This window comes from Helicobacter mastomyrinus (assembly GCF_039555295.1).
Taxonomy (GTDB): domain Bacteria; phylum Campylobacterota; class Campylobacteria; order Campylobacterales; family Helicobacteraceae; genus Helicobacter_C; species Helicobacter_C mastomyrinus.
In genome coordinates, this window is record NZ_CP145316.1 from 1,172,425 (window position 1) to 1,198,156 (window position 25,732).

Here is a 25,732-nt window from a genome sequence, read left to right on the forward strand (position 1 = left end):
AAATAGAGAATCTAAACCTTAAAATTCACTTTGCATAATGTGGAGTGAGAGGGTAATCTAGCAAACTGCTCTGTGTGAATGCGGCGAATACATTGCAGTAGCACAATATGTGGAGTATGTAAGTGGTTTTGCCTACAGCAGTGCAGGGGTCTAAACAGCATTTACAATATGCTAGAATCTGCATTTTGCAACTTTGACAAGGATAATAATGTATCAATTACGATTAGCCCTCTTGATGATATTTTGCGGGATTATGCAGGCAAAGGAGGTAAGCTTTAAGGTATATGATGAAACTTTTAATGCCCTTATTGATACTACTAAGCAGCCTGTTGTGCTTTATGATAAGGGCATTTGGCTGGAGGGTCCCCAAGTGCTGCCTAATGGCAATGTGATTGTAAGCGATGTCAAGGCAAATAAAGTCTTAGAAGTAAGGATAAATCAAGATGATGTTACTCGCTCTAAGATTCACACTTGGCTTATGCCATCGCATTTTCAAAATGGACATACCCTTGATAGAGAGGGTAGAATCATCGCTGCTTCACACGGGAAGCGGGCTATTGAGAGATTAAACACGCAGGGTAAGGCAGAGTGGGAAGTGCTTATAGATTCCTATCAAAATAAGAAATTCAATAGCCCTAATGATGTGATTGTCGATAGTGATGGCGATATTTGGTTTAGCGATCCTAAGTTTGGCTTACTCAATCCACTTGAGGGCTATAGAGGAGAAGCAGAGCAGGAGGGGGAATTTATCTATCGCTATTCATCGCATACAAAAACTATTGTGCGCCTTCGCACCCCGCTTCTTAGAACGCCCAATGGCTTAGCCTTAAGCCCTGATGAGAAGATTCTCTATATTGCTGATAGTGAGCTAGCATATAATGTGAATGATAAGGGTTTGAAGCACCAAATACTTGCATATAACATTGATAAGGATAAGACATTGCGTAAGGGCAGGGTATTTGTGGTTATAGAATCTGGATTTCCTGATGGTATTAAGGTAGATAAGCAGGGCAATGTATGGTCAAGCAGCCAGAGTGGCATACAGGTTTTTAGCCCAAAGGGGAAGGTGATAGGAGAGATTATCTTACCTCAAGTGGTGGGTAACTTTGCCTTTAGCCTTAATGATGAGGCATTAGCAGCCTTGCAAAAACAAGGCCTGCGTGCTACAAAAGACAAGCAAATGCGACTTTATGTAGCTTCTCTCTCAAAAATTTATGTATTTAGTCTCAAAGTGCAATCGGGGGTTAAGAGATAGGGGAAGCATATAGGGGTTGTTTTGTTTCTCCTTATTGGTGCTTGTGAGAGGAGAGCAGAGATAGCTATTTGTCAAGTATTAATACCGATACCCCACTTGTAGCCAAAATTGCCTGCCAACTTCATAGACAGGGATAGCCGTGCTAGTAGCATAGACTAGGGTATTAGAGCCGCTGGTAGTCGTCATATTTTGTGTATTCAATACGTTGTATATATCAAGATTCATAAATAATGTATTGCCCTTATAGACATTGACATCAAAACCTATCCGCATATCCCAAGTAAAAGCACCTTGAAAGCGCATTTTACCATATTGCTGGAGGTTGCTATAATTAGGATTATACCCCGCACTCGTGCGAGTAAGTAGCACCATTCGCTCATATCCCGCTCTATATCTAAAAAAGTTATTCCATAGCCATTTAGTTTTCCAAATATTAAAGCTATGTGTGGTATTCAGTCGCAAGGTGTAAGGACGTGTGTAGTTATCCGTAGGTCTATTGCGATATTTGATAATCTCTCCATTATAAACAATATCATTATCATCAAAATATGCTTCATCTGCAGAAAAAAGATTATAAGTGCGTTTGGTGTTCGTGTAGTCAAATGCCAATAAATAGTGATGTTTCACCCCAAAAGTCTCTAGTGGTGTGATATTATTAAGTGTGAAGGTGATGATATCGCTTTGAGAGCTGCCATCATTGGTATAGAAATTATACGTATTGCTATATCCCGCAATAGCAGGGGCATTACCACTTGAAGTGCTTCTACTTCGTCTCATTATCTCATCTTTGCCCTCTCTATGAATGTATTTCAATGTCGCATTAAAAGCCCATAGATTTTGTGTAATCCCTATCATTAGCTCATCATCATAAGGCACATTGAGTTGGCTAAATTTTGTGCTAGAAGTGCGGTTATTATTTGGAGTAAAAACCCAATCATCTGTGGGAGAAGTGCGATTATACGTTCCTGCAGTTGTAGAGAGTGCGTCATAAAGTCGATAAGAAAATAAATTGCGTCCATAGTAGCGATTTGCTCCAAAGATAAAGGTGCTTTTATATGCTCTATTGGCTGGTGTAGTGTAATTCATTGAGAATCGAGGGGCTAGAGTATGCTTATCCATATAGTTATCGCCATCTAGCCTAAGCCCAAATCGTGTATTTATCTCTCCATATTGTTGCAAATAAAGCTTTATATCATCTTCTGCAAAAATTCCATAAGAAAAGGTATTGAGTTCCAATGTCCCCTTAGGCAGATAAAGATTCACGGCATTGAAATATTGTCCGCTCCAAGAAGATTGAGCGGTGGTTATAGGAGAAGCATTGCTACAAGCATAAAGCCCCAAATTATCAGCTCCAACAGGACAATTCATATTATTTGTATTTACAGGGTTACTAAATCCATAATAGTCGGTCAATCGATTGTTTGCAAGGCTTTGATAGCTTAGCTCCCCACCTATGCGAAAAGTATGTGAAGTTTTCCATATATCTAAAGGCTCAAAAGCCATATCGCTTTTGTAGGTTAATGTATTTTGTAGTTGGTCATTATCACCATAACCGCCTTCTCCTGCCCTCCCTGCAGAATTTATCGCCCAATTTTTTTCGCTACTTGCATACCAACTAAAAAAATAACTCGCATCGCTTCGCCTTGAGTTTTGCAAACGTGAATAACCTAAGTTATTTGTCCATAGTCCTAAACTCGTATCCCATAGAGCCTTTAGCCCTGCTTGCCAACCACCGCTTTGCATAGTGTAGTAGCTATTTTTAGCAACATTATTGTAATAAGTATTAAATTGCGGTATATAGCCGATATTTGCTTCTAGAGTAAAAGATTCTGTGGGATTATAATGGGCTTTGAGGTAGTAATTATCACTTATTCTTTTTTGCTCTCTTTGAGTATTAGCTTCTGCTGATGTTATGGTTGTATTAGCAGTGGCTATGGTGGAATAGGCATTGAGTGGAATATAGCTTCTTGTCGTGGAAAATGCTCCGATTAAACCTAAATTTTTTGTTATATAGCCCTCCACACTTGCTTTGATGAGGTGCTTTGTGAAATGAGGCTGATAGTTTTCATCACTTGAAGTGGCAAAGGCAGATTCTGCATTTTCGTGGATAAAGTATCGTGTGAATTTATCACTCGTGTATTGATAGCTAATGTTTCCGTGAAAGCCATCATTGCGAGGTTTGCGGATATTTGCCTCTACCACCCCACCGGTAAACCGCCCATAGGCTGCAGAGATATTAGAATCTTGCACAGAGACAGATTCTAAAAGTGAAGTATCGATATTGAAACCTTGACTCCTGCCGCTCTTTAAAGCAGCGGGACCATTTGTTGTGCCACCTGCTGGGTCTAGATCATTATTGATATTAAATCCATCAAGCTGGAAGTTATTTTGATAGAAAAGCCCTCCGCTTATGCTAATATTTGCAGGGTCGATTTCTCCGGGTGTGGTGCTTTTTAGCTGTGCGTTATCATATTGGACATTGGGAAGGATTCTAAGTATGCTTGTGATGTCTCCATTACCGCTAGGATTAGTCTCTAACATTTGTTGATTAATAGTCTCTCCACTTTGGTAGGTTTCTAAATCAGTGGGAGCAGTTACGACAGAAGTAGAGAGTTTGACTTGTCTTTGCGTATTTTTATCGCTTTTATCTTCTATATTTCTGGGGGGAGGGGGGACTTGCGCTAATTGCGAATCCTCATCGGCATAGATTACCACTTGAGACACAAGCATAAGTAGGGATAAGTTGATAGGATTTATTTTCATTCTTTTTACCCTAAAATTAAATTTTATGAATTCTAAAGATTTAATACTTAAATAAAAATTAAAAATAATTATTATTTTATTATAATTGACGAGAGTTTTACTTTTTATTATCTTTTTTGCTATAAGCTATCATTTCTATACTAAAAAAAGGAGACTTACAATGCAAAAAGTTGGTTTATTTTACGGAAGTGATGGTGGCACGACACAAGAAGTAGCACAGAGAATCGCCGATAAATTGGGTGATTGTGAAGTATTTGATGTGGCTAAGGCTAAAGCTGATGATATAAAAGGCTTTAGCAATCTTATTTTGGCTACACCTACTTATGGTTCAGGTGATTTGCAAGATGATTGGGATAGTTTTCTTTCAGGCTTAGATGAGGGGGTATTCGCGGGGAAAACTATCGCGCTTGTGGGCGTTGGCGACCAAGAAGTATATAGTGATACATTCTGCAATGGTATCGCTGCGATTTATCAAAAAGTATCAAAGCAAGGCAAAATCATTGGGCAAACAAGCACAGATGGCTATACTTATGATGATAGCGAAGCGGTGGTAAATGGCAAGTTCGTGGGGCTTATCATCGATGAGGTGAATCAAGAGGATTTAAGCAATGATAGAATCCAAAATTGGGTAAATACTATCAAAGGTGCTTTTGCTTAAGATTTGCTTATAACTGCGCTTTACACTTCGTGCTCTATAGTTTTCTTGGGCAGTGCAAATATCTTTTCGCATTTATGTAGCCATAAGGCAGATTCTGTAAGGACAAAATGTATTAGTTTATGGCTAAGACGTTACCTTAGAAATTTATTAGGTGAGTTTTTAAAGGTTAGATTCTTATGGCTACATTATCGTGATAGAATTTTGTATATTAATTTTCTTTATCCCCACCCCCATTTTTTGTTACTCTGAGCGTTTTGTATGGCAAATATCTTATATAGTCTTATTGCTTCTAAGCCTATGCCAGAAAGCCAAGTGCCAGAGCAGATTATAAATTATGAAATAAACGACATAAACGGATGGCTATCTCCTAGAAGTTATGAATCGACAATGTAGATTTTCATTTTTGTTATTCTCAAAAAGTGAGGGCGTTTATCCAATACTTAATTTAAGCTTTAAGTGGAGGATATTTAAATTGTCTTGAAGTTGCTTTGATATGGTAGAATCTCTCACCCAAATATCAAAGGATAAAAATGAAATTTGTCATTTATGGCTTTATGTTGTGTGTGTGTGTTGCTAGCATATATGCTGAAATAGTCGCTGGTGTGGCTTTACGGGTGAATGGACACGCAATTACATTATATGAGATTCAATCTTTGCAGGCACAACGTAAAATCTCTAGGCAGGCAGCTATTGACTTTCTAATTAATGAGCGATTAAAAGATGATGAAATCGAACGTTTTAAAATCAATGTAGATGATTTTAAAATTGATGAGGAAATTGCGCTAATTGCTGCAAATGCTAATCTTAGCAAAGAACGGCTTTTAAGCAAAGTAACCCGTGAGGGAATGAGCTTACAGGAATATAGGGCAGAGGTCAAAAAGCAGTTGCAAACCAAAGAACTTATGCAACGAATCCTCGCTTCTAATATCAGTATTTCAAGTGAAGAAGAGTTGCTCAAATACTATACTCATCATAAAAGTGAATTTATGGTTCCATCACAAGTAAGTGTGGTGCGTTATCTTGCACAAAATGAAGCTGATTTGGAAAAGGCGATGAGTGCGCCCAAGCAAAGTGTGCAAGGGGTGCAGAAGTTTAATGAAACTATCGCACTCTCTTCTCTCACTCCGCAAATTGCGCAAATCTTCATACATACCCCTAATAATGAATTTACCCCCGTGCTCACCACAGGAGGTAATGGCTATGTAAGTTTTTTGATAAAAGAGAGGCTAGGTGAGAAAATACTTAATTTTGAAGAAGCCAAAGGACTTGTAAGTCAAAAAATTATGGCACAAAAAGAGCAAAGTATCATAAAAGAACATTTTAATAAGATTCGCTCAAGTGCTAATATCATTACTCTAAGAGAATAGCGATGTTTTCTTATACTGACCCACTTGTTGGTATTGTTATACTTGTTAGTATTGTTGCAATAGCAATTCTGCTTGATTACTACCGCAATCGTTACAAAGAAAGACAAAAAGAAACTTCCCTTAAAAATCTTGCAAAATCCTATGAGTTTATAGGGCTTAGAGAGGGTGTAGAGGAGTTTCTTAGGCTTTCTCAAAATCCTATCCCCACCTTGCAATTTATCGCCAATGCCTATATCCAAAGTGGCGATACGCAAGAAGCTATTAAGATTTATCTAAGTATTTTGGAAAATTTAGAGCATTCTAAAGAGGGCGCTAAGTCAAAGGTTGAAATATTACAGAATCTTGGGAGTGCCTATTATGCCGCTGGATTCTTGCAAAGGGCAAAAAATATTTTTTTGGAGATTCTTAAAAATTATCCTAAAAATCCACAAGTGCTGATTTATCTGCTAAAAACCTATGAGCGTTTGAATGAGTATGAAAATGCCATTGACGCACTTGAGTGTATTGAGGAGATTTATGAAAATGATCCTTCAAGCAGAAATGAGCGGTTTTTTTATGCTATTGGGTTAAATAAGTTATATCTCCACACATTATTATTAATTAATAGCCATAATATACCTCTTGCAAGCAAGATAAGCAAATTATCTAAGATGAAAGATAAAGAACCAAAGCTTGAGAGGATTATTCTTGCATTTTTCAAAGATACCAACCACTCGCTTTTTTGGGAAGAAGTGCTAAAAAGCCACAATATAGCAAAATTGCTTGATATTTTATGGCAGTTTGAGAGGGTAGATGTGCCACTAGAATCTATCACACACAAGGAGATTGCTGATGTGTATCGTGCAAAAGGCTGGATAGTGGATAATCAAAGTTGCAGTATGTTTGAGCTAGAAAATATGAGAATCTTAAAGCAGTATTCCGCTTTGGCAGTGGATTTAGACTTTGAATATCGCTGCCATAGCTGTAAACATATCTTTCCTTTTGAAAATGCGCGATGTTCGCATTGTGGAGAATTGCTTAATAGTGATGTTCTGTGTAAAATACGAAAGATTGATAATGAAGCAAGTTACCCTATATTGTGATGGAAGCGCACTTGGGAATCCAGGCGCAGGCGGCTGGTGTGGAATTCTTTCTTTTGGGGATAAACAGAAGATTCTTACCGGCGGAGAACCTCATACGACGAATAATCGTATGGAGCTTTTAGCTGTTATAGAATCTCTTAAAGCACTCAAAGAGCCGTGCATCGTGCATTTATATAGCGATTCCCGCTATGTGTGTAATGGCATTAATGAGTGGCTCACAAAATGGGTGGCAAAGCAGTTCAAAGATGTAAAGAATCCTGATTTATGGCAAAGTTATATACAAGCTGCTATGCCCCATCAAGTCATCGCGCATTGGGTGAAAGCCCACGCGGGTGTGCCACAAAATGAGCTTTGCGATAAACTCGCTAAACAATCTGCTCAAGCATTTCTTAATAAAGGAGATATATGACCAATATAAGATTACCTAAAGATTCGTATTTGCTTGAAAATACAATTGGCTATCATTTTAAAAACAAAAGACTTTTACTTGAAGCCCTCACACATAAAAGTTGCAAAAAGCCCTATAATAATGAGCGGCTAGAATTTCTAGGTGATGCGGTGCTGGACTTGCTTGTGGGAGAATATCTATTTAAAAAATTGCCTCGTGCTAGAGAGGGAGAGCTAAGCAAGCTTCGTGCTTGTATTGTAAATGAAACGGGTTTTATGAGGCTTGCTAAATCTATTAATCTAGGTGATTTTATTTATATTTCACAAGCTGAAGAGAATAATAATGGACGAGAGAGAGATTCTATTCTCTCAAATGCGTTTGAAGCTCTTATGGGAGCTATTTATTTAGAATCTCATCTTCGATATCTTAGTAAAATTGTTTATCATCTCCTTGAATCAAACTATGCAAAAATTGATTTGCCCTCACTCTTTACAGATTATAAAACTGCCCTGCAAGAGATTACCCAAGCATTATTTCACGAAGTGCCCACTTATACGCTTATTGGTCAAAATGGTCCTGATCATAGAAAAGTCTTTGAGATTGCACTTCATATCCGTGGCATAGAATATGCACGTGAAATAGGGCATTCAAAAAAAGAAGCCCAACAAAAATGCGCACAAATTGCTTATGAAAAGATTTTACAAGAAACTCATATTAAGGAGCCTAAATGAATACCTTTGGAGTGGCATTTCGTGTAAGTACTTTTGGGGAATCTCACGGCGAGGGCATAGGCTGCGTGATTGATGGTGTGCCTGCGGGATTATACATTGATGAAGCATTTTTAGAATCTGCTATGTGTGAGCGTGCACCCGGACGCAATGCGTATAGCACACAACGTAAAGAGCCAGACAAAGTGCAGATTCTAAGCGGAGTGTTTGATGGGGTAAGCACAGGTGCACCCATAGGGCTATGGATAGCCAATACTTCTAGTAAGAGCAGTGATTATGCAAATATTAAAGACATTTTCCGCCCCGGACACGCTGATTATACATATTTTAAAAAATATGGCATTAGGGATTATCGCGGTGGAGGGCGTAGCTCCGCACGTGAGAGTGCAGCGAGGGTAGCCGCAGGAGCTATCGCGCAAATGCTCCTTAAAGAATGCAATATTAAGGTAGAGAGTGGAATCTATGCTATTGGCGATATTAGTGCGACACAATATGATTTTAGCTATGCAAAGCAAAGTGATATTTTTGCATTGGATAAAACGTGTGAAACAGCACAAAAGGCATTGATTGAAAAGGCTAAAAAGATGCACAATAGCATTGGTGGAGTGGCATTTATCCGTGCAGAGGGCATTCCTGCGGGATTAGGTGAGCCGCTTTATCATCGCTTAGATGGGGCGCTAGGGGCAGCATTAATGGGGCTTAATGCTATCAAAGCGGTAGAAATTGGCGATGGGGTGCGTTCAAGTATGCAATATGGCAATGAGCATAATGATGAGATGAGCAAAGAGGGCTTTATGAGTAATCACAGCGGGGGCATTTTAGGCGGTATTAGCAATGGCAATACACTTTTGCTAAAGACCTATTTTAAGCCCACGCCGAGCATTTTTATCCCACAACAAACGCTCAATACACAAGGTGAGGAGCAAATATGCCATATCAAAGGACGGCACGATCCTTGCGTGGCAGTGCGTGGCAGTGTAGTGGCTAAGGCGATGGTAGCGCTCGTATTAGCTGATATGCTACTTTTGCATACCACTTCGCAATTATCCTTTATCAAAAAGGTTTATGAATGTTTATAGTTGTTTAAAGCAAGAAGATTCTATAATTTTAGGCTTAATAAGGAGCGAGTATGATAACACTTAAAGAAGCGTTAAACAAAAGCGAGGGCGAACTCAAGGAGATAAAAGCCTCTCTTATACAAAAGGCAAAAGAAAAGATAGAACTTAACGCCTATATTGGCGAGATTATAGAGAGTGGTAGCGGTGTGCCTATCCTCATTAAAGATAATATTAATGTGAAAGGTTGGGAGATTACTTGTGCGAGTAAGATTCTAAAAGGCTATATTTCCCCATATAACGCACACGTAATCACGCGATTGCACGAGAATAGAATGTGTGCTTTTGGACGTGCGAATATGGACGAATTTGCAATGGGTAGCACGAGCGAATCGAGCTGCTATGGAAGAGTGAAAAATCCCCTTGACACCTCGCGAGTGCCCGGTGGCAGCAGTGGAGGAAGTGCGGCAGCTGTGGCAGCAGGGATTGCCATCGCGTCATTAGGGAGCGATACAGGAGGTTCGATCCGCCAACCAGCAGGATACTGCGGCTGTGTAGGGTTAAAGCCAAGCTATGGGCGAGTAAGCCGCTATGGTTTAGTGGCATATAGCTCAAGCCTAGACCAAATAGGACCTATCACGCAAAATATAGAAGATGCGGCATTGCTCCTTGATGCCATTAGTGGATATGACAAGAGAGATTCGACAAGTGCTAGTCTCCCGTCCCTTAATACCTTCAAAGACTTAGATTCTAATGCACGTTATAAAATCGCCGTGCTAAAAGATTTTTTAAAAGACGCTACACCACAAGTGCAAAAAGCCTATTATCAAAGCATTAAAGTCTTAGAATCTATGGGGCATAGCATTGTGGAAAAATCTATGCTTGATACGCGCTATCATATCTCTACCTATTATATTATCTGCACAGCAGAGGCAAGCTCGAATCTCGCGCGTTTTGATGGGATTCGCTATGGGAGTCGTGCTCAAGGAGATAATCTCAAAGATGTGTATTTTAATACTCGCTCGGCTTATTTTGGCGAGGAAGTCAAACGTCGTATTTTGTTAGGAAGCTTTGTTTTAAGCAGCGGATATTATGATGCTTATTATCTTAAAGCCCAGCAAGTGCGGCAAAAGATTTGTGCAGAATATGAGGGGATTCTCAATGAATGCGATGCAATTTTACTGCCTATCGCCCCTAGTGTCGCTCCTAAATTTGGCGCGTCGCATTCTCCCTTAGAGATGTATTTAAGTGATATTTATACTATTGGGGTAAATCTAGCGGGATTACCGGCATTATGTATGCCTGTAGATAAAGATGAAAATGGTTTAAGCATAGGTATGCAGCTTATTGGCGCAAAATTTAAGGAGCAGATAATCCTTAATGCTGCTTATGGATTAGAAAAAGCACTTGCTTAAAGGAGTTAAGAAATGAAAATTACGCAAAAAGCTCTTACATTTGAAGATGTCTTGCTTGTCCCTGCATATTCACAGATATTGCCCCAAGAAGTCAATACCCAAACGATGTTAAGCAAGAATATTGCCCTTAATATTCCCCTTGTGAGTGCGGCGATGGATACAGTTACAGAATATCGCACAGCCATTGCGATGGCGCGATTAGGGGGGATTGGGATTATCCATAAAAATATGGATATTGCCTCTCAAGTCGAGCAGATTAAACGTGTGAAAAAGAGCGAAAGCGGTGTGATTGTCGATCCTATCTATATACGTGCGGATAGTACATTAGCCGATGCTAAGGCGATTACAGATAATTATAAGATTTCAGGTGTACCTGTTGTCGATGAGTATGGCAAACTCATTGGCATCTTAACAAACCGCGATGTGCGATTTGAACACGATTTGAATAAACTCGTGGGTGATTTGATGACAAAAGATTCTCTTGTAACGGCTAAGGTTGGCACGACTTTAGAAGAGGCAAAGGAGATTATGCACAAAAATAGAATCGAAAAGCTCCCTATTGTCGATGAAAACTACACGCTTAAAGGGCTTATCACCATTAAAGATATTCAAAAACGTATAGAATACCCAAACTCTTGCAAGGATAGCTTTGGGCGGCTAAAGGTGGGCGCGGCTATTGGAGTGAAGCAGTTTGAGAGGGCTGAAGCACTCACTGATGCAGGGGCTGATGTGCTTGTGTTAGATTGTGCACACGGGCATTCTGTCAATGCGATTAAGACATTAGAAAAGATTAAATCTAAACTTGTGATTGATGTTATCGTAGGTAATGTCGTAACAGCTGAAGCTACAAAGGATTTAATCAATGCAGGAGCAGACGCGGTAAAGGTAGGCATAGGACCGGGTAGCATTTGCACTACGCGGATTGTGGCGGGTGTGGGTATGCCTCAAATTTCTGCAATTGATGCGTGCGCACAAGTGGCAAAGCAGCACAATGTACCTATTATCGCCGATGGAGGTATAAAGTATTCAGGTGATATTGCTAAAGCCATAGCCGTAGGGGCTTCAAGTGTGATGATAGGCAGCCTCATTGCTGGCACAGAAGAATCCCCAGGAGATTTAATCATCTATCAAGGCAGACAATATAAAGGTTATCGTGGTATGGGAAGTATGGGGGCGATGACAAGGGGCAGTGCGGATAGGTATTTCCAAGAAGGCACAGCACAGGATAAGCTTGTGCCTGAAGGCGTGGAGGGGCGAGTGCCATATCGAGGCAAGGTCGGCGATGTGGTGCATCAGCTCGTGGGTGGGCTGAAGTCATCAATGGGCTATCTAGGGAGTAAGGATATTCCTACATTATGGGAGAGGGCGGAATTTGTAGAGATTACTTCTGCGGGATTGAGGGAATCTCACGTGCACGATGTAGATATTACCAAAGAAGCCCCCAATTATCACGGCTAAGGAGCGGATATGCCAAATACACAAGATTCTATCTTTGATAGCACCACCACAGAGGAGCAAAGAAATGATAATACTGCCAATGGGCAGGATTTTGAAAACTTGATTGAAAAGGCAAAAGTTGTCTTAAACAAGCTAAACTCCCAAGAAATCACATTAAAAGAATCTTTAGCCCTTTATGAAAGCGGTATGCAAAGCCTAAAAAGTGCGGAGGAAATCCTAGAAAAAGCGAAGTTGCAATACCAAGAATTTAAAGAATAGCCCTTATGGAGCTTGTCGCTTACATCACAGAGCCTAATAGCGTCGCTGTATTTTTGCTACTACTCGCACGTTTTGGTGGGGTGTTTGCGTTTTTCCCTTTTTTTGATAATCAGCTTATTAGCATTAATGTTCGCGCAGGAATGGTGTTTTTTATGAGCGTGGCGTTTTTTCCCCTAGTCAATACGCAACTGCCCGATATCAGTATGGAGGAGTTTATCGTTGCAGTTTTGTTTGAAGTAATGTCAGGCTTTATGGCTTCTATTTGTTTGCAAATTGTGTTTGCTATGCTTAGTTTTGGCGGGGAGCTTATCAGCTTTACTATGGGGCTTACTATGGCGAGTGCTTATGACCCTGTGAGTGGGGCGCAAAAGCCTATCATTGCGCAACTCATTGCGATTTTAGGACTGCTTATCGCATTAAGCCTAGATTTTCATCATACGATTTTTCTTATCATGTCTCATAGCCTTAGTGCCACGCCTTTAGGGGGATTTGTCTTTGAACCAAAGAGTGTGGCATATTTTGTTAAGGCTTTTGGTAATATTTTTGCTGTGGGATTCTCTATGGCTTTCCCTGTGTTAGCCATTATTCTGCTTTCTGATGTGATTTTTGGTATGATTATGAAGACCCACCCGCAATTCAACCTTCTTGCCATAGGATTCCCTGTAAAAATCGCCATTGCTTTTGTCGTGCTGATCCTTACCATTTCTACAATTATTTATACATTCAAAAATGAGCTAAAAAATGCCTTTCTTGCGGTAGGCAAACTCTTTTTGGGGCAGTAAAGTAATCCCTATAAAAGATTTTTGCGCAAAATCACTACACATTCCCTATGATGTGTATAAGGGAATTGGTCAAAAAGCCCAAATCGCGCAATACTATGCGTTTGTAAAAGGATAGATAAATCTTGTGTGAGAGTGCTAGGATTGCACGAAATGTAGATAATGCTAGGAAAACGTTGTAAAAATGCTAAAATTGCTTTATCACCTACACCGCTGCGAGGTGGGTCGATTAGCACACACTCAATATTAAAAGATGCAATATCCACATCTTTAAGGCGAAAAAAGGCACGTTCCCCACATAAAGCTTGTATACTTTCACGCGCATTAAGCCGCACGGGGGTAATGTTTGTAATATGATTTTGTGTCATATTGTCTTTAAGCAGGGCGATAGCGGATTTTACTACTTCTGTGGCTAACACCTTTCTAAAAAATGCAGACAATATCAAAGTGAAATTCCCACTCCCACAATAAATCTCCAAAGCATCGCAAATAGGCTTAGGATAGAGTTTTTGCAGCGATGAGGCGACAAATTCAAGCATTTTAAGATTAATAAGCGGGTTTGGTTGACTAAAAGCTCCCTCTTGCTTAAAATATTGATAATGATAAGTGCCATTCAAGAGACTTAGAGATTCACATATATAAGTTTTGCCTAATACACACTTTTGATTTTTGCTGCGTCCAACGATATGCAATGGCACATTGAGTGCTTTTGTAAGCCTATATTGCGCTTTTTGTGCCGCTTCTTCCCATAGAGAATCTAAATGCTTATGATAAATGAGTGTGATAATCACCTCATCTTGCATACTGCACAGCAGATTACACGCATAAAGCTTGTGATGAAGGATTTGATTGTGTTGTAATATATCAAGCAGGAGTGGGAAGAGGCTTTGCAAAATGGGGAGTAAAATCGGGCATTGTGTAATGGGGACTTTATGGGCAGATTCTAAGGCACTCATTGCAAAGTGCATTGTGCCATTATCGTGATAAATCCGCCATTCCGCACGAGCGCGAAAGCCACTCTCTAGAGAATCAAAGCTTTCAATCCTCACATTTTGTTTATTGAGTAAGGGGTAAAATTCCTGTGTGGTTTGCGCAATTTTGCCTTCAAACTGCTGCTTATAGCTTAAGGCAGTGTTATTACACCCGCCACAAATGCCAAAATGCGCACATTCCATCTTTGCAGCTACTTAAATCCCTGCACGAGATTCCCAATGAGTAGATTCCACCCATCAACTAGCACAAATACTAGAATTTTAAAAGGGAGGGAAATCATCACTGGCGGGAGCATCATCATACCCATTGCCATAAGCACGGAGCTAATTACCATATCAATGACCAAGAAGGGCAGATAGAGTAAAAAACCTATCCAAAAGGCAGTTTTTAGCTCACTTATCATAAAGGCGGGTATTAGCACACTAAGAGGTACATCATCGACACTTTGGGGATTCTCAAGGTGGCGGATTCTAAAAAATAGCGCGAGGTCTTTCTCACGTGTGTTTTTAATCATAAAATCTTTAAATGGCACAATGGCGCGCTCAAATGCCTCATCATAGGAAATCTGCTTCTCTGTATAGGGCTTAATGCCTACTTCATAGCTTTTAGTTACTACTGGCTCCATAATAAAAAAAGTCAATACAAGCGCGAGGCTTACAAGGATTTGCGTAGGAGGAGACTGCTGTGTGCCAAGTGCGGTGCGTAAAAAAGCAAAAACAATAACAATACGTGTGAAGCTTGTCATCACAAGCACAAGGGAAGGCGCAAGCACAAGTAGAGTAATGATAAGGACGATATTAAGTGTTGTAACAAGCTCGGTAGGCTCTTGTGGTGCAGTAATAGATAAGTCTACTGAAGGCAGCACGGGATTATTAGGGAGCGATGGGACAGAGGGGATACTTGAAGGTGATGGAAGCACAGGTGTGATATTAGAGCTTGGTTCAGCTGATAAAAAACACACGCAAATGCCATATATCCATAAAAGTTTTTTCAAAATCACTCCCAAATCGAAAGAATAAAGGGCGTATTATAAAATTTTGTGTGTTAAAATTACATAAATCAAGGTTTGTATCTTGCTATGCTTAAAGGAAGTGTATGAATATATCAATAGTGATTCTTGCAGCAGGAGCTGGCACACGAATGAAGTCAAACACGCCAAAGGTGCTTCATAGAATCTGTGGCAAGGTAATGCTGTTTTATAGTATTGATGAGGCATTGTATTTAAGCGATGATGTGCATATCGTGCTTTATCACCAAGAAAACCTTATCAAAGAATCTGTGCTTAAAGCCTATAAAATAGCCTATGATGAAAAAAGGTTACATTTTCACACACAAGATCATATCAATTTTCCCGGCACAGCAGGCGCACTGATGCAAGGAGGCAGGGGCGCAGAATGCAAAAAACCCTTTTGCTACAAATATGATGAGGTGCTTATCCTTAATGGAGATATGCCTCTTATCCGCTCACATACGCTTCAAGCCCTATGTGCTAATAATGCGCCCATTGTAATGAGTGTGCTGCATTTAGACAATCCTAATGGCTATGGGCGTGTGGTGATAGAAAATAATGCTGTGCAAAAAATCATCGAACAAAAAGATGCAAATGCACGAGAGTTATTGATTAAAGATGTAAATGCGGGGGTGTATAAGATTCACAAAAGCATATTGGAGAAGTATTTAGCGCGTATTAGTAATACAAATGCACAAAAGGAATTTTACCTCACTGATGTGATTTTTTATGCCAAGCAGGATAATGTATCCATTGCCGCGTTGATAGTAGAGGAAGCAGAATTTATGGGGGTGAATTCTAAGGTGCAGTTAGCCAATGCACAAGAGGTAATGCTCACTCGCTTAAGAGATGCTGCAATGGAGCAAGGCGTGATAATGCACCTGCCTCATACCATTTATATAGAATCTCAAGTGCGATTTTATGGAGAATGTATCATCGAGCAAGGAGTGCAAATACTCGGGGAATGCGAGATTAGAGATGCTCACATTAAAGCTCATAGCGTGATTGAGCAAAGCATTATAGAATCAAGCGATATAGGGCCTCTAGCTCATATCCGCCCTAAAAGTCATATCAAAAATACGCATATTGGTAATTTTGTTGAAACTAAGGCGAGTAACCTCAATGGCGTTAAGGCAGGGCATTTAAGCTATTTGGGGGATTGTGAGATTGATAGCGGGAGCAATATTGGCGCGGGAGTGATTACCTGTAATTATGATGGCAAGGCAAAGCATAAGAGCATTATAGGCAAAAATGTATTTGTGGGAAGTGATGTGCAGCTTGTCGCCCCTGTGAAAATTGCTCAAAATACGCTTATTGGTGCAGGTAGCACGATTACAAAAGACACACAAGAGGGGGATTTGGTGCTTTCACGCACACCGCAAAAACATATCAAAAATGGCTATTTTACATTTTTTAACAAAAAACCATAAGGAGCAAGTATGAATAGCATTATCCTCAATGGCAAAGCATATCCATTAGATACAAACTGCACGATTCTAACGCTCATAGAGCATTTAGGCATAGCTCATAAGGCAATGGCAATAGCTATTAACACACAGGTGGTAAAAAAAGACTTGTGGGAAAGCTATGTGTTGCAAAATGGCGATGAAGTGGAGATTTTAGACTTTGTTGGCGGTGGGTGAATGCGGCAAATAGCGATAATATGGCTTTTTTGTGCCTTATGTATCAATATCGTATTTGCTTGCACTGGGGATTGCAAGGCTTGTCATGCAAACCTAGACTATAAAAATGATATAAGACACGCTCCTATGCTTGTGTGTAAAAGCTGTCATACAGAGGCAAAAATGGCGCAAATTGATATGGGAAGCTGTGGGGAAGACTGCTTTGCCTGTCACGATATGCGCAAGATTCAAACACCCATCCTTGCAAAAGAGCATATCGTGCTAAATAGCTGTATTCAGTGTCATACCAAACTTTCCAATTCGTCACTTAGCACCGGAGAAAATATTTTTCAAAAAGGCATAAAAAGCTTTAGCAATGGACTTTTAGCTCCTTAAGATTCTATAACATTACAATATCTGCAAAAATGAGAATAACACAGAGAAAATATAAAAAAACTTTAATCTTTATTTGCTTATAATGTAGGCTCACCTTTTTAAAATAACCACAAGATAGCCCTTGTGTTAGCTTAATAGGTCAAACTACAAACAGGAGAACATATGCGAGAGGATAAGATAATTGAGAGTTACACAGGAGTAACGCCTCAAAGAAAAAAAAGTAATGTCCCAGCAAGGCTTGATTTTTGGCAAAGTGCGACAGGATTGTTTTTGGGGCTATTCATGTTAGCTCACTTGCTTTTTGTGTCCAGCATTCTTATCAGCAAGGAAGCGATGTATAAGGTTACAAAGTTCTTCGAAGGAAGTATGATTTTTGGTGAAGCAGGTGAGCCAAGGATTGTTTCCGTAATTGTTGCCATTGTTATCATTGTGCTTGTAGCACACGCATTTTTAGCAATGAGAAAATTTCCTATTAACTACAAGCAATTCCTGGCACTCCGTGTTCATAAGGACTTAATGAAGCACGGCGATACGACATATTGGGTAATCCAAGCAGCTACAGGTTTTGCTATATTTTTCCTTGCTATGCCACATGTATTTATTATGCTTACTCAGCCAGAAAATATTGGTCCTAGTGCATCTGCATATAGATTTTATCACCAAGATTTTTATCTTCTTTACGCGCTCTTGCTTTTCGCGGTTGAGTTTCACGGCTCTATTGGGCTTTATAGGCTTTGTATTAAATGGGGTTGGTTTGAAGGTTTAGGTATAAAAACTTTGCGAGCTATTAAACTTGCTCTTACTATTTTCTGCCTTGTGCTTGGTATCGCGTCATATATTGCTTATATGCAAATTGGACACGGACTAGATAGTAGCAAAAGCATAGAAGAATACAGAATCTTAGATGAGCACACACAAGGAAAAGGAGAATAAATGAAGGTAGTATATAGTGATGCCTTAATTATTGGAGGTGGTTTGGCAGGACTTAGGGCTTCTATAGCAGCACAACAAGTAGGCTTAAACACGATTGTATTATCTCTCGTACCGGTGAAAAGAAGCCACTCTGCTGCGGCTCAAGGTGGTATGCAAGCAAGTCTAGGAAACTCTGTAAAGAGTGATGGAGACAATGAGGATTTACACTTTGCAGATACTGTGAAGGGAAGTGATTGGGGTTGTGATCAAGATGTAGCAAGAATGTTTGTTACCACAGCTCCTAAGGCGATTCGTGAGTTAGCAGGATTTGGTGTGCCCTGGACGAGAATCCAAAAGGGAGATAGACCTGCGGTAATTAATGGTGAAAAGGTAACTATTACCGAAGATGACTTTAGACACGGCTATATCCATTCACGTGACTTTGGCGGCACAAAAAAATGGCGCACTTGCTATACAGCAGACGCTACCGGACATACTATGCTTTATGCAGTGGCTAATGAAGCCTATAAGCTTGGTGTGGATATCCAAGACAGAAAAGAAGCCCTCTCACTCATTCATCAAGATGGCAAATGCTATGGTGCTGTGGTGCGGGATTTAGTAACAGGTGAGCTTTCTGCATATGTTTCTAAAGGCACTCTTCTTGCCACAGGTGGCTATGGTAGAGTGTATCGCAATACCACAAATGCCGTGATTTGTGAAGGCACAGGGGCGGCAATTGCTATGGAGACAGGTGTGGCGAAGCTTGGCAATATGGAGGCAGTGCAGTTCCACCCCACCCCGCTTGTCCCTAGCGGAATCTTACTCACTGAGGGTTGTCGTGGTGATGGTGGTGTGCTACGTGATGTTGATGGCTATCGTTTCATGCCTGATTATGAGCCAGAAAAGAAAGAATTGGCAAGTAGAGATGTGGTTTCACGAAGAATGCTTGAGCATATACGCAATGGCAAGGGTGTTAAATCCCCTTATGGCGATCATTTGTGGCTTGATATTTCTATCTTAGGACGCGCACACGTGGAGAGAAACTTGCGTGATGTGCAGGATATTTGCAAGACATTTGCTGGAATCGATCCTGCTACACCGGGTGTTTGGGCGCCCGTAAGACCAATGCAGCACTATTCTATGGGTGGTGTTCGCACAAACTATAAGGGAGAGACTCATCTCAAAGGCTTATTTGCAGCGGGTGAAGTGGCTTGCTGGGATTTGCACGGATTTAATAGACTTGGTGGAAACTCTGTGAGTGAGGCTGTGGTATCAGGTATGATTATTGGTGAATACTTTACAGAACATTGTCAAGGGGCACAAGTTGATGTGCAAACTTCCACACTTGAAAAATTTGTCCAAAAACAACAAGATTATCTTAGTGCATTGCTCAATAGCACAGGCAATGAAGATGTCTATGTGTTAAAAAATGCGATGAAAGATATTATGGATAATGATGTAGGGATTTTCCGCGATGGCAAAAGTTTGCAAGAAGCTGTTAATAAGCTTGAAGAGCTTTATAAACGAAGTAAGAATATTCGTGTGCAAAATAAGAAAATGCACAATAACCCTGAGCTTGAAGATGCTTACCGCACACCAAAAATGCTTAAAATTGCGCTATGCGTAGCAAAAGGTGCGCTTGATAGGACAGAATCTCGTGGTGCGCACACACGTGAAGATTATCCAAAACGAGATGATGCAAATTGGCTAAAACGCACTCTCACAAGCTGGGAAAACCCAAATCAAACTTTACCAACGGTAACGTATGAAGATTTGGACATTATGAAAATGGAAATCGCGCCGGGATTCCGTGGGTATGGAGCTAAGGGTATGATTATAGAGCACCCAAATAGTGCGATTCGTCAAGCTGAAATTGACAAAATCACGCAAGAAATCCAAGCTAAAGGTGGCGATAGATACGCTTTGCAAGAAGCTTTAATGCCCTTCAATCTCCAGCCAAAATTTAAAGCAAGAAATCAACGATTAGGAGACAAACAATGAGTGCAGCAACACAACAAAGAGGAAGAATACTAACTATTCGAGCATTGAAGTTTGACCCACAAAGTGCGGTCTCAAAGCCACATTTTCGCGAATACCAAATAGAAGAAGCACATTCTATGACGGTTTTTATCGCATTGGGTATGATTAGAGAGCAGCAAGACCCGGATTTAAGCTTTGACTTTGTGTGCCGTGCAGGGATTTGCGGAAGCTGCGCGATGATGATTAATGGACGCCCACGTCTTGCGTGTAAAACACTCACACAGGATTTCGCTGATGGCATTATTACACTTATGCCACTTCCTGCATTTAAGCTTATTAAAGATTTGAGCGTGAATACAGGCGAATGGTTTGCGGGTATGACAAAACGGGTAGAGAGCTGGATACATACACAGCACGCCCCTGATATTTCTAAACTTGAAATGCCTATTGAGCCTAATGTAGCCGATGAAATCTTTGAGCTTGATAGATGTATTGAATGTGGCTGTTGTATCGCAAGCTGTGCAACTAAAGTAATGAGAGATGATTTCGTAGGTGCTGCGGGTATGAATAGAATCGTGCGTTTTATGATTGATCCACACGATGAGCGAACTGATGAGGATTATTATGAACTTGTGGGTAATGATGATGGTGTATTTGGCTGTATGAGCCTTATTGCTTGCCATGATACCTGTCCTAAAGAACTCCCATTGCAAAGCAAAATCGCTTATTTGCGTCGCAAAATGGTAAGTGTAGGTTTGAAGAAATAATCTTTTGCCCCTTTTTATAGAGGGGTAGATTCTAAGATGACTTTTATGCACTTTATACATTTCATACAATCTACTTTCCTTTCATCAACGAATATCGCTCTTTTTACTCTTGTATGCCTTTTTGTTTTTGCTGGTTGTTCCTCGATTGTAGCATCGACTAAAGACATTAAAGATCCCTCAATGCTTTCCTCTAATCCCCCGCCCATCTTTGACCCGCTAACAAGTAACATTGCCGCGCCTCATATTAAAATACTTAAAAACAATCCCACACTTACAGGCGGGGTGCTTGTAAGTGATGGTGTTGATGCGTTTTTAAGCCGTGCCTACCTCGCTCGTATGGCAAAAAAAAGCATTATTTTGCAAACTTATATTTACAAAAATGATATGGCTTCTCGTATCCTTATGCACGAGATTTGGCTTGCTGCTCAAAGGGGCGTTATTATCAAATTGCTTATTGATGATAATGGACTAGATTCTGATTTTTCAGATATTATCGCCCTTGATAGCCATCCTAATATTGAAGTAAAGATTTTTAACCCTTATAAAAATCGCTCAAGGATTCTGCGCTATCCGGAAATGGTCTTTGACTTTGATAGAATCAATCATCGTATGCATAACAAACTTTTTATTGTTGATGATATAGCTCTTATTATCGGTGGGCGCAATATTGCAGATAATTATTTTGACCAAAATATTGATGTGAATTTTGTGGATACTGATGTGCTTTTTGTTGGCAAAGTAGCAAAGGATGCTAAAGACAATTTTTATGAATATTGGAATTTTCACCGCTCTATTCCCGTCTCGCTCCTGCCGCTTAAATCCTCCATTAAAAAATTTAAAGCTTCTATGGAAAAAATCAAGGCTAATCCACAATGGGAGCGATACGAAGAAGAAATGCACACGCTCATAGACAAATATAATAATAAAACATTGTATTGGGGCAATGCTACATATATTGGTGATGCTCCGCAAAAAGTGCAAGATACTCAAACGCCAAAGCCTATTGCAAAGGCACTTGTGGAGATTCTAAATCGCACAAATAATAATCTCTACATCTCTGCTGCCTACCTCGTGCCGGGTAAAGAGGGTATGAAAATCTTTGAAACACTTCTTGCTTCGGGTATAGAGGTGCAGATTCTCACCAATTCTCTTGCTTCTACTGATTCACTTGTCGTATATGGCGCGTGGGAGAGGTATCGCAATGCCCTTGTGAAAGGCGGCGCACAAGTATATGAGTATCAATATTTAGGCAAGGGCAAATCAAAGCTTAGGGACAAAATCTCAAAGTCTAAGGCTTCTTTGCATAGCAAAAGTATCGTATTTGATGATACTATTACGTGGATTGGGAGCTTTAATCTTGACCCACGCTCAATTTATCTTAATACAGAATCTGTGGTGATTTTTGATAATCCACAATTTGCTAAAGCCCTTAAGGCTGATTTGATTGAAGATATGGAAGATGCGTGGAAAGTATATGAAAATCACGGAAAAACATATTGGGAGGGAGAACACGAGGGTAAAATACAAACGCTTAGCTACCCACCAGATACAAGCATTTGGACACGTATGCTTAAAGCACTCTCAAAGCTCTTGCCTGAAAATCAAATCTAAGCTTTAATCCCCACACATAAGGGCAGTAGCTAAATATAAGGCCCTTATGCTTTTTGCTCTTTTTTGATGATTTGTCCCTCTCGTAAATGTATTACTTCATCGGCAAGCTCTATCGTACTGGGGCGATGGGCTACGATAATAATAATTTTATCTTTTCTTAAAGCCTTGATACTTTCCTTAATCGCCTCTTCTGTTTGTGCATCAAGGGCGGAAGTTGCTTCATCAAAGATAAGCACTTCAGGATTCTTATAAATCGCTCGTGCGATGGCGATTCTCTGTCTTTGCCCACCACTTAAATTCGTGCCAAACTCATCAAGAATCGTATGTATGCCCTCACTCATTGCTGCTACAAAATCCCAAGCGTGAGCGAGTTTGAGCGCTTCAATAGCCCTTTTTTCATCTATCTCTCCACCATAGGCTACATTATTTAAAATACTATCGCGGAAAATAAAGATTCTCTGCGTAACCACTGCCATATTATCGCGCACACTCTTTTGCGTATAGTCCTTGATAGGCTGATTGTTGATATATATCTCTCCGTTACTAGCATCATAAAGACGCAAAATAAGATTGATAATAGAGCTTTTGCCACTGCCACTTTTACCCACAAGCGCGGTAATTTTATTTTTTGCAAATGTTATACTCACACCATTAAGGGCATAGACATCTGCATTGTAATGGAAATGCACATCTTTTAAGGTAATTTCGTTAATGGGAGGATTTAGCCTCAAAGTGCCGTCGTGAATCTGCTGTTTTTGATTGAGGATTTCAAAGATTCTGTCACTTGCGACTATGGCAGATTGCATTTGCGCATAGAGATTGACTAGTCGTTTCAAAGGCGTGTAGATAAAAAAGAGTGCCCCCACAAATGAAGAAAATTGCGCCACACTTAGCTTATTTTGTGAAATATCTATGATTGCCATATACACCACGCAACCAAGCATAATAGCCCCTAAAAGCTCCATAATAGGTGTGGTTAGCTCACCCACCCGCACAGCTTTCATATTGATTTTAAAAAACTGCATATTTTGAGTATAAAAGCTTTGATACTCTACCTTCTCCCCATTACTTGCTTTAATCACCTCGACATTATTAAAAATTTCATTCAGTTTAGAAGTAATATCTGCATTTTTTTCTTGGATAGTGCGGGAGTATTTTTTGATTTTTTTGATGATGAGATTAATAGGAATCATTGCCAAAGGAATAACCACCAAACATACAAAAGCATATTTTGGACTTTGATAAATCGTAATTGCCACTAAGCCAATAATCGTAACACTCTCTCTAATAAACTCTGTGATATAGTTTGATACTGCCGAGCGGATAATGCCAATATCATTGGTAATTCGCGCGATAAGCTCCCCTCCACGCATTTTATTAAAAAATGCCATCTCAAGACTTAGCATATGAGAAAGCATTCTATCGCGCATTTGCCGCACAATATCCTGCCCGATGAGATTCATAAAATAAGCTTGTATATAAGTGCCAACAGATTTGCCAAAATACACACCCACAATCATAGATACCATAGTTAATGCCAATGAGCCATTTTGAACTAATTCATCAAAGCTAAAAAGCGGATTAGCACGAGGCGTTTTGCCCGATAGGGTATCAAGCAATGGTTCTAAGAGATAGGTAATCCCTGCCGTGCAAGCCGCCACGACAAGAGAAGCGCAAATAGCAATAGCAAAGGAAGCATAATGCCCCTTAATATAAGGAAAAAACTTTTTGAAAAAATCAAGAATTGTTCGCATTTACATCAAATCCTGCATCAAGTATCGCTTCAGTAATCATTTCTTGTGTAGCCGGAGGGCTAAATTCGACTTTCACTTGCGCTTTTTGCAAATCGACATCAATCAAGCTTACCCCCTCTATCTCTCCTACAAATTTTTCTACCTTATCCACGCACTTACCGCAGTGCATACCTCTCACTGATAGTTGTATGGTCATATTTACTCCTTGATACAAGTTATAGAATCTTCACATTATAGAATCTAAATCCTTAAGAACCAAATTTGCAAATCATAGATAAGCTCAAGTATATATGATAAAAGATTTAACCTTATTCATTGTATTAATCCTTTTCCCTTGTGGTTAGCGCTGCTGGAGTGAGTGGTATCTATCAAAGCTTTTTAAGGTTAGTCTATAAGGGGAAGGGGGCTTAGCTCCTTTTGTAAGATTTATGTAGCACTTAAACTACAATAACACAATTAGAATAAAATCTCAATTTTTACTGATATAAAATAAATCACACGAAAAAAGCCACATACCTAAAAGCTTACTAATGCTATTTCCAAGCATACATTTACCATTTACGATGAAAGGATTAGCTGACTTGCTTATGCAATTTATCACTTGCACGAAGTGTTCATAATATACACGCAGTGTTATCCACACTTGTAAAGTGAGTTCGTAGGGTTAGATTCTATTGTTGCCTTTGCTCCTGTTCTTCGTGCCGCATTTCTGCTTGTGTAAGGGGATTGCCCGAAATACAAAGCCTATTTTATTTCTTACAAAATGGCTAAATTGTGCCTTAGCACGCACCTTCAAAGTGAAAATCCATACACTAAATGTAAAAGCTATGCAAGAGTCTTGTATTTCAAGAGACAATAGCGCAAAGAAATGCTATAGCACGCAAGGATTTATTTAGAATCCTACGCAGGCATTCATCATCTTTTCATAGCTTTGCAATGCCTTTTTCACAAAAGATTGATTGGTGCTTATAAATAATGTCTCAAAATTATTTTCAAACGCATTTTTGCTCCAGTTTGCCGAGCCTATAATCAATACTTGCCTATCAATAATCGCCATTTTTTGGTGCATAATGCCATAATATTGCTTATTTGCCGCACGTATACCACTTAGCAGACAAACTGAAATATTATTATATTTTGCAAGATAGCCAATCGTCGAAGTTTTATTATTCATATTGGCTTCCTTATCATAAATGATATGCACTTTCACACCTCTTTTTGCGCTATCCCGCAGGATTTTTGCAATATCATTATATGTAAAGCTATAAATGCTGATTTTTATTTCACTTTTTGCGCCCTGAAGTGCATTTTTGAGCGCATTAAAAGCTACTTTTTGCTCATAGGGTAGCATATAGAGCTTATCCTCTGCAAAATGTATCGTGTGAAGCATCCCCATAATCAAGCAAATTTTTAATATTTTGTTAAATTTTTGACGCATTTTATTCCTTTTGTAGTATCGATTTGGCTATAATTTTAGGTTAC

The 25,732-nt window shown here is 39.7% G+C and carries 25 protein-coding genes; 19 read left to right on the plus strand and 6 right to left on the minus strand.

The window, feature by feature from the left end; all coding sequences use genetic code 11:
• The first annotated feature begins 208 nt into the window (after positions 1-208).
• Positions 209-1,255, plus strand: a complete 1,047-nt coding sequence (locus V3I05_RS05915) for an SMP-30/gluconolactonase/LRE family protein (protein ID WP_343352960.1) — start codon at positions 209-211, stop codon at positions 1,253-1,255.
• 78 nt (positions 1,256-1,333) lie between these two features.
• Here V3I05_RS05915 and V3I05_RS05920 read toward each other — a convergent pair whose 3' ends face one another.
• Positions 1,334-4,018: a Plug domain-containing protein gene (locus tag V3I05_RS05920; protein WP_343352961.1), complete on the minus strand. Its 2,685-nt coding sequence runs from the start codon at positions 4,016-4,018 to the stop codon at positions 1,334-1,336.
• Positions 4,019-4,178: 160 nt separating this feature from the next.
• Between V3I05_RS05920 and V3I05_RS05925 the strand changes: the two genes are divergently transcribed.
• The 11 genes from V3I05_RS05925 to fliR all read left to right on the plus strand — a co-directional run bounded on the left by V3I05_RS05925 (position 4,179) and on the right by fliR (position 13,209).
• Positions 4,179-4,676, plus strand: coding sequence for a flavodoxin (locus V3I05_RS05925; protein WP_295698849.1), 498 nt, complete (start codon positions 4,179-4,181; stop codon positions 4,674-4,676).
• Between the two features lie 258 nt (positions 4,677-4,934).
• Entirely contained in the window at positions 4,935-5,069 is a 135-nt protein-coding gene (locus V3I05_RS05930) for a hypothetical protein (RefSeq protein WP_300447247.1), read from the plus strand.
• Between the two features lie 137 nt (positions 5,070-5,206).
• Positions 5,207-6,043 (plus strand): peptidylprolyl isomerase, encoded by an 837-nt coding sequence (locus V3I05_RS05935; RefSeq protein ID WP_295698847.1) that lies wholly within the window; start codon positions 5,207-5,209, stop codon positions 6,041-6,043.
• A gap of 2 nt (positions 6,044-6,045) precedes the next feature.
• Complete coding sequence (locus tag V3I05_RS05940; protein WP_295698846.1) at positions 6,046-7,125, plus strand: tetratricopeptide repeat protein; 1,080 nt, start codon at positions 6,046-6,048, stop codon at positions 7,123-7,125.
• Positions 7,100-7,534 carry a ribonuclease HI gene (gene rnhA, locus V3I05_RS05945; protein ID WP_295698844.1) on the plus strand — a complete coding sequence of 145 codons (435 nt, stop codon included), beginning with the start codon at positions 7,100-7,102 and terminating at the stop codon, positions 7,532-7,534. Before V3I05_RS05940 ends, rnhA begins: the two co-directional genes overlap by 26 nt.
• Entirely contained in the window at positions 7,531-8,244 is a 714-nt protein-coding gene (gene rnc, locus V3I05_RS05950) for a ribonuclease III (RefSeq protein ID WP_295698842.1), read from the plus strand. The genes rnhA and rnc overlap by 4 nt, the downstream gene beginning before the upstream one ends.
• On the plus strand, positions 8,241-9,320 hold the full coding sequence (gene aroC / locus V3I05_RS05955) for a chorismate synthase (RefSeq protein ID WP_343352962.1): 1,080 nt from the start codon (positions 8,241-8,243) through the stop codon (positions 9,318-9,320). The genes rnc and aroC overlap by 4 nt, the downstream gene beginning before the upstream one ends.
• A gap of 50 nt (positions 9,321-9,370) precedes the next feature.
• The gene (gene gatA / locus V3I05_RS05960; protein ID WP_295698838.1) at positions 9,371-10,711 is read left to right on the plus strand and encodes an Asp-tRNA(Asn)/Glu-tRNA(Gln) amidotransferase subunit GatA; all 1,341 of its coding nucleotides are present in this window, start codon (positions 9,371-9,373) and stop codon (positions 10,709-10,711) included.
• A 12-nt stretch (positions 10,712-10,723) separates the two neighbouring features.
• Positions 10,724-12,169, plus strand: a complete 1,446-nt coding sequence (gene guaB / locus V3I05_RS05965; RefSeq protein WP_300447237.1) for an IMP dehydrogenase — start codon at positions 10,724-10,726, stop codon at positions 12,167-12,169.
• Positions 12,170-12,178: 9 nt separating this feature from the next.
• Positions 12,179-12,427 (plus strand): exodeoxyribonuclease VII small subunit, encoded by a 249-nt coding sequence (gene xseB, locus V3I05_RS05970; protein ID WP_300447235.1) that lies wholly within the window; start codon positions 12,179-12,181, stop codon positions 12,425-12,427.
• 5 nt (positions 12,428-12,432) lie between these two features.
• Positions 12,433-13,209 carry a flagellar biosynthetic protein FliR gene (gene fliR / locus V3I05_RS05975; protein WP_343352966.1) on the plus strand — a complete coding sequence of 259 codons (777 nt, stop codon included), beginning with the start codon at positions 12,433-12,435 and terminating at the stop codon, positions 13,207-13,209.
• An 8-nt stretch (positions 13,210-13,217) separates the two neighbouring features.
• Here fliR and trmA read toward each other — a convergent pair whose 3' ends face one another.
• Together trmA and fliP are read right to left on the minus strand one after the other, a co-directional pair.
• On the minus strand, positions 13,218-14,381 hold the full coding sequence (trmA, locus tag V3I05_RS05980; protein ID WP_295698831.1) for a tRNA (uridine(54)-C5)-methyltransferase TrmA: 1,164 nt from the start codon (positions 14,379-14,381) through the stop codon (positions 13,218-13,220).
• Between the two features lie 8 nt (positions 14,382-14,389).
• Entirely contained in the window at positions 14,390-15,193 is an 804-nt protein-coding gene (fliP, locus tag V3I05_RS05985; RefSeq protein ID WP_300447228.1) for a flagellar type III secretion system pore protein FliP, read from the minus strand.
• Positions 15,194-15,294: 101 nt separating this feature from the next.
• On the opposite strand from fliP, the gene glmU reads away from it, so the two are divergent.
• From glmU to V3I05_RS06020, 7 genes are all read left to right on the plus strand, one after another.
• Positions 15,295-16,638, plus strand: a complete 1,344-nt coding sequence (glmU, locus tag V3I05_RS05990; RefSeq protein WP_300447226.1) for a bifunctional UDP-N-acetylglucosamine diphosphorylase/glucosamine-1-phosphate N-acetyltransferase GlmU — start codon at positions 15,295-15,297, stop codon at positions 16,636-16,638.
• Positions 16,639-16,647: 9 nt separating this feature from the next.
• Positions 16,648-16,851, plus strand: a complete 204-nt coding sequence (gene thiS / locus V3I05_RS05995; RefSeq protein WP_295698822.1) for a sulfur carrier protein ThiS — start codon at positions 16,648-16,650, stop codon at positions 16,849-16,851.
• Complete coding sequence (locus V3I05_RS06000; RefSeq protein WP_343352967.1) at positions 16,852-17,226, plus strand: hypothetical protein; 375 nt, start codon at positions 16,852-16,854, stop codon at positions 17,224-17,226. It abuts the gene before it with no gap.
• Positions 17,227-17,388: 162 nt separating this feature from the next.
• Positions 17,389-18,159 carry a fumarate reductase cytochrome b subunit gene (locus V3I05_RS06005; protein WP_295698817.1) on the plus strand — a complete coding sequence of 257 codons (771 nt, stop codon included), beginning with the start codon at positions 17,389-17,391 and terminating at the stop codon, positions 18,157-18,159.
• Positions 18,160-20,139, plus strand: a complete 1,980-nt coding sequence (locus V3I05_RS06010; RefSeq protein WP_300447223.1) for a fumarate reductase flavoprotein subunit — start codon at positions 18,160-18,162, stop codon at positions 20,137-20,139.
• On the plus strand, positions 20,136-20,885 hold the full coding sequence (locus V3I05_RS06015; RefSeq protein ID WP_295698813.1) for a fumarate reductase iron-sulfur subunit: 750 nt from the start codon (positions 20,136-20,138) through the stop codon (positions 20,883-20,885). The genes V3I05_RS06010 and V3I05_RS06015 overlap by 4 nt, the downstream gene beginning before the upstream one ends.
• A gap of 36 nt (positions 20,886-20,921) precedes the next feature.
• Positions 20,922-22,496 (plus strand): phospholipase D family protein, encoded by a 1,575-nt coding sequence (locus V3I05_RS06020; protein ID WP_343352968.1) that lies wholly within the window; start codon positions 20,922-20,924, stop codon positions 22,494-22,496.
• Positions 22,497-22,540: 44 nt separating this feature from the next.
• On the opposite strand, the gene V3I05_RS06025 is transcribed toward V3I05_RS06020, so the two are convergent.
• The 3 genes from V3I05_RS06025 to V3I05_RS06035 all read right to left on the minus strand — a co-directional run bounded on the left by V3I05_RS06025 (position 22,541) and on the right by V3I05_RS06035 (position 25,688).
• The gene (locus tag V3I05_RS06025) at positions 22,541-24,250 is read right to left on the minus strand and encodes an ABC transporter ATP-binding protein (protein WP_369699025.1); all 1,710 of its coding nucleotides are present in this window, start codon (positions 24,248-24,250) and stop codon (positions 22,541-22,543) included.
• On the minus strand, positions 24,234-24,446 hold the full coding sequence (locus V3I05_RS06030; RefSeq protein WP_295698809.1) for a copper ion binding protein: 213 nt from the start codon (positions 24,444-24,446) through the stop codon (positions 24,234-24,236). The genes V3I05_RS06025 and V3I05_RS06030 overlap by 17 nt, the downstream gene beginning before the upstream one ends.
• Positions 24,447-25,142: 696 nt before the next feature.
• Positions 25,143-25,688, minus strand: a complete 546-nt coding sequence (locus V3I05_RS06035) for a phospholipase D-like domain-containing protein (protein ID WP_295698807.1) — start codon at positions 25,686-25,688, stop codon at positions 25,143-25,145.
• Between the last annotated feature and the right edge of the window lie 44 nt (positions 25,689-25,732).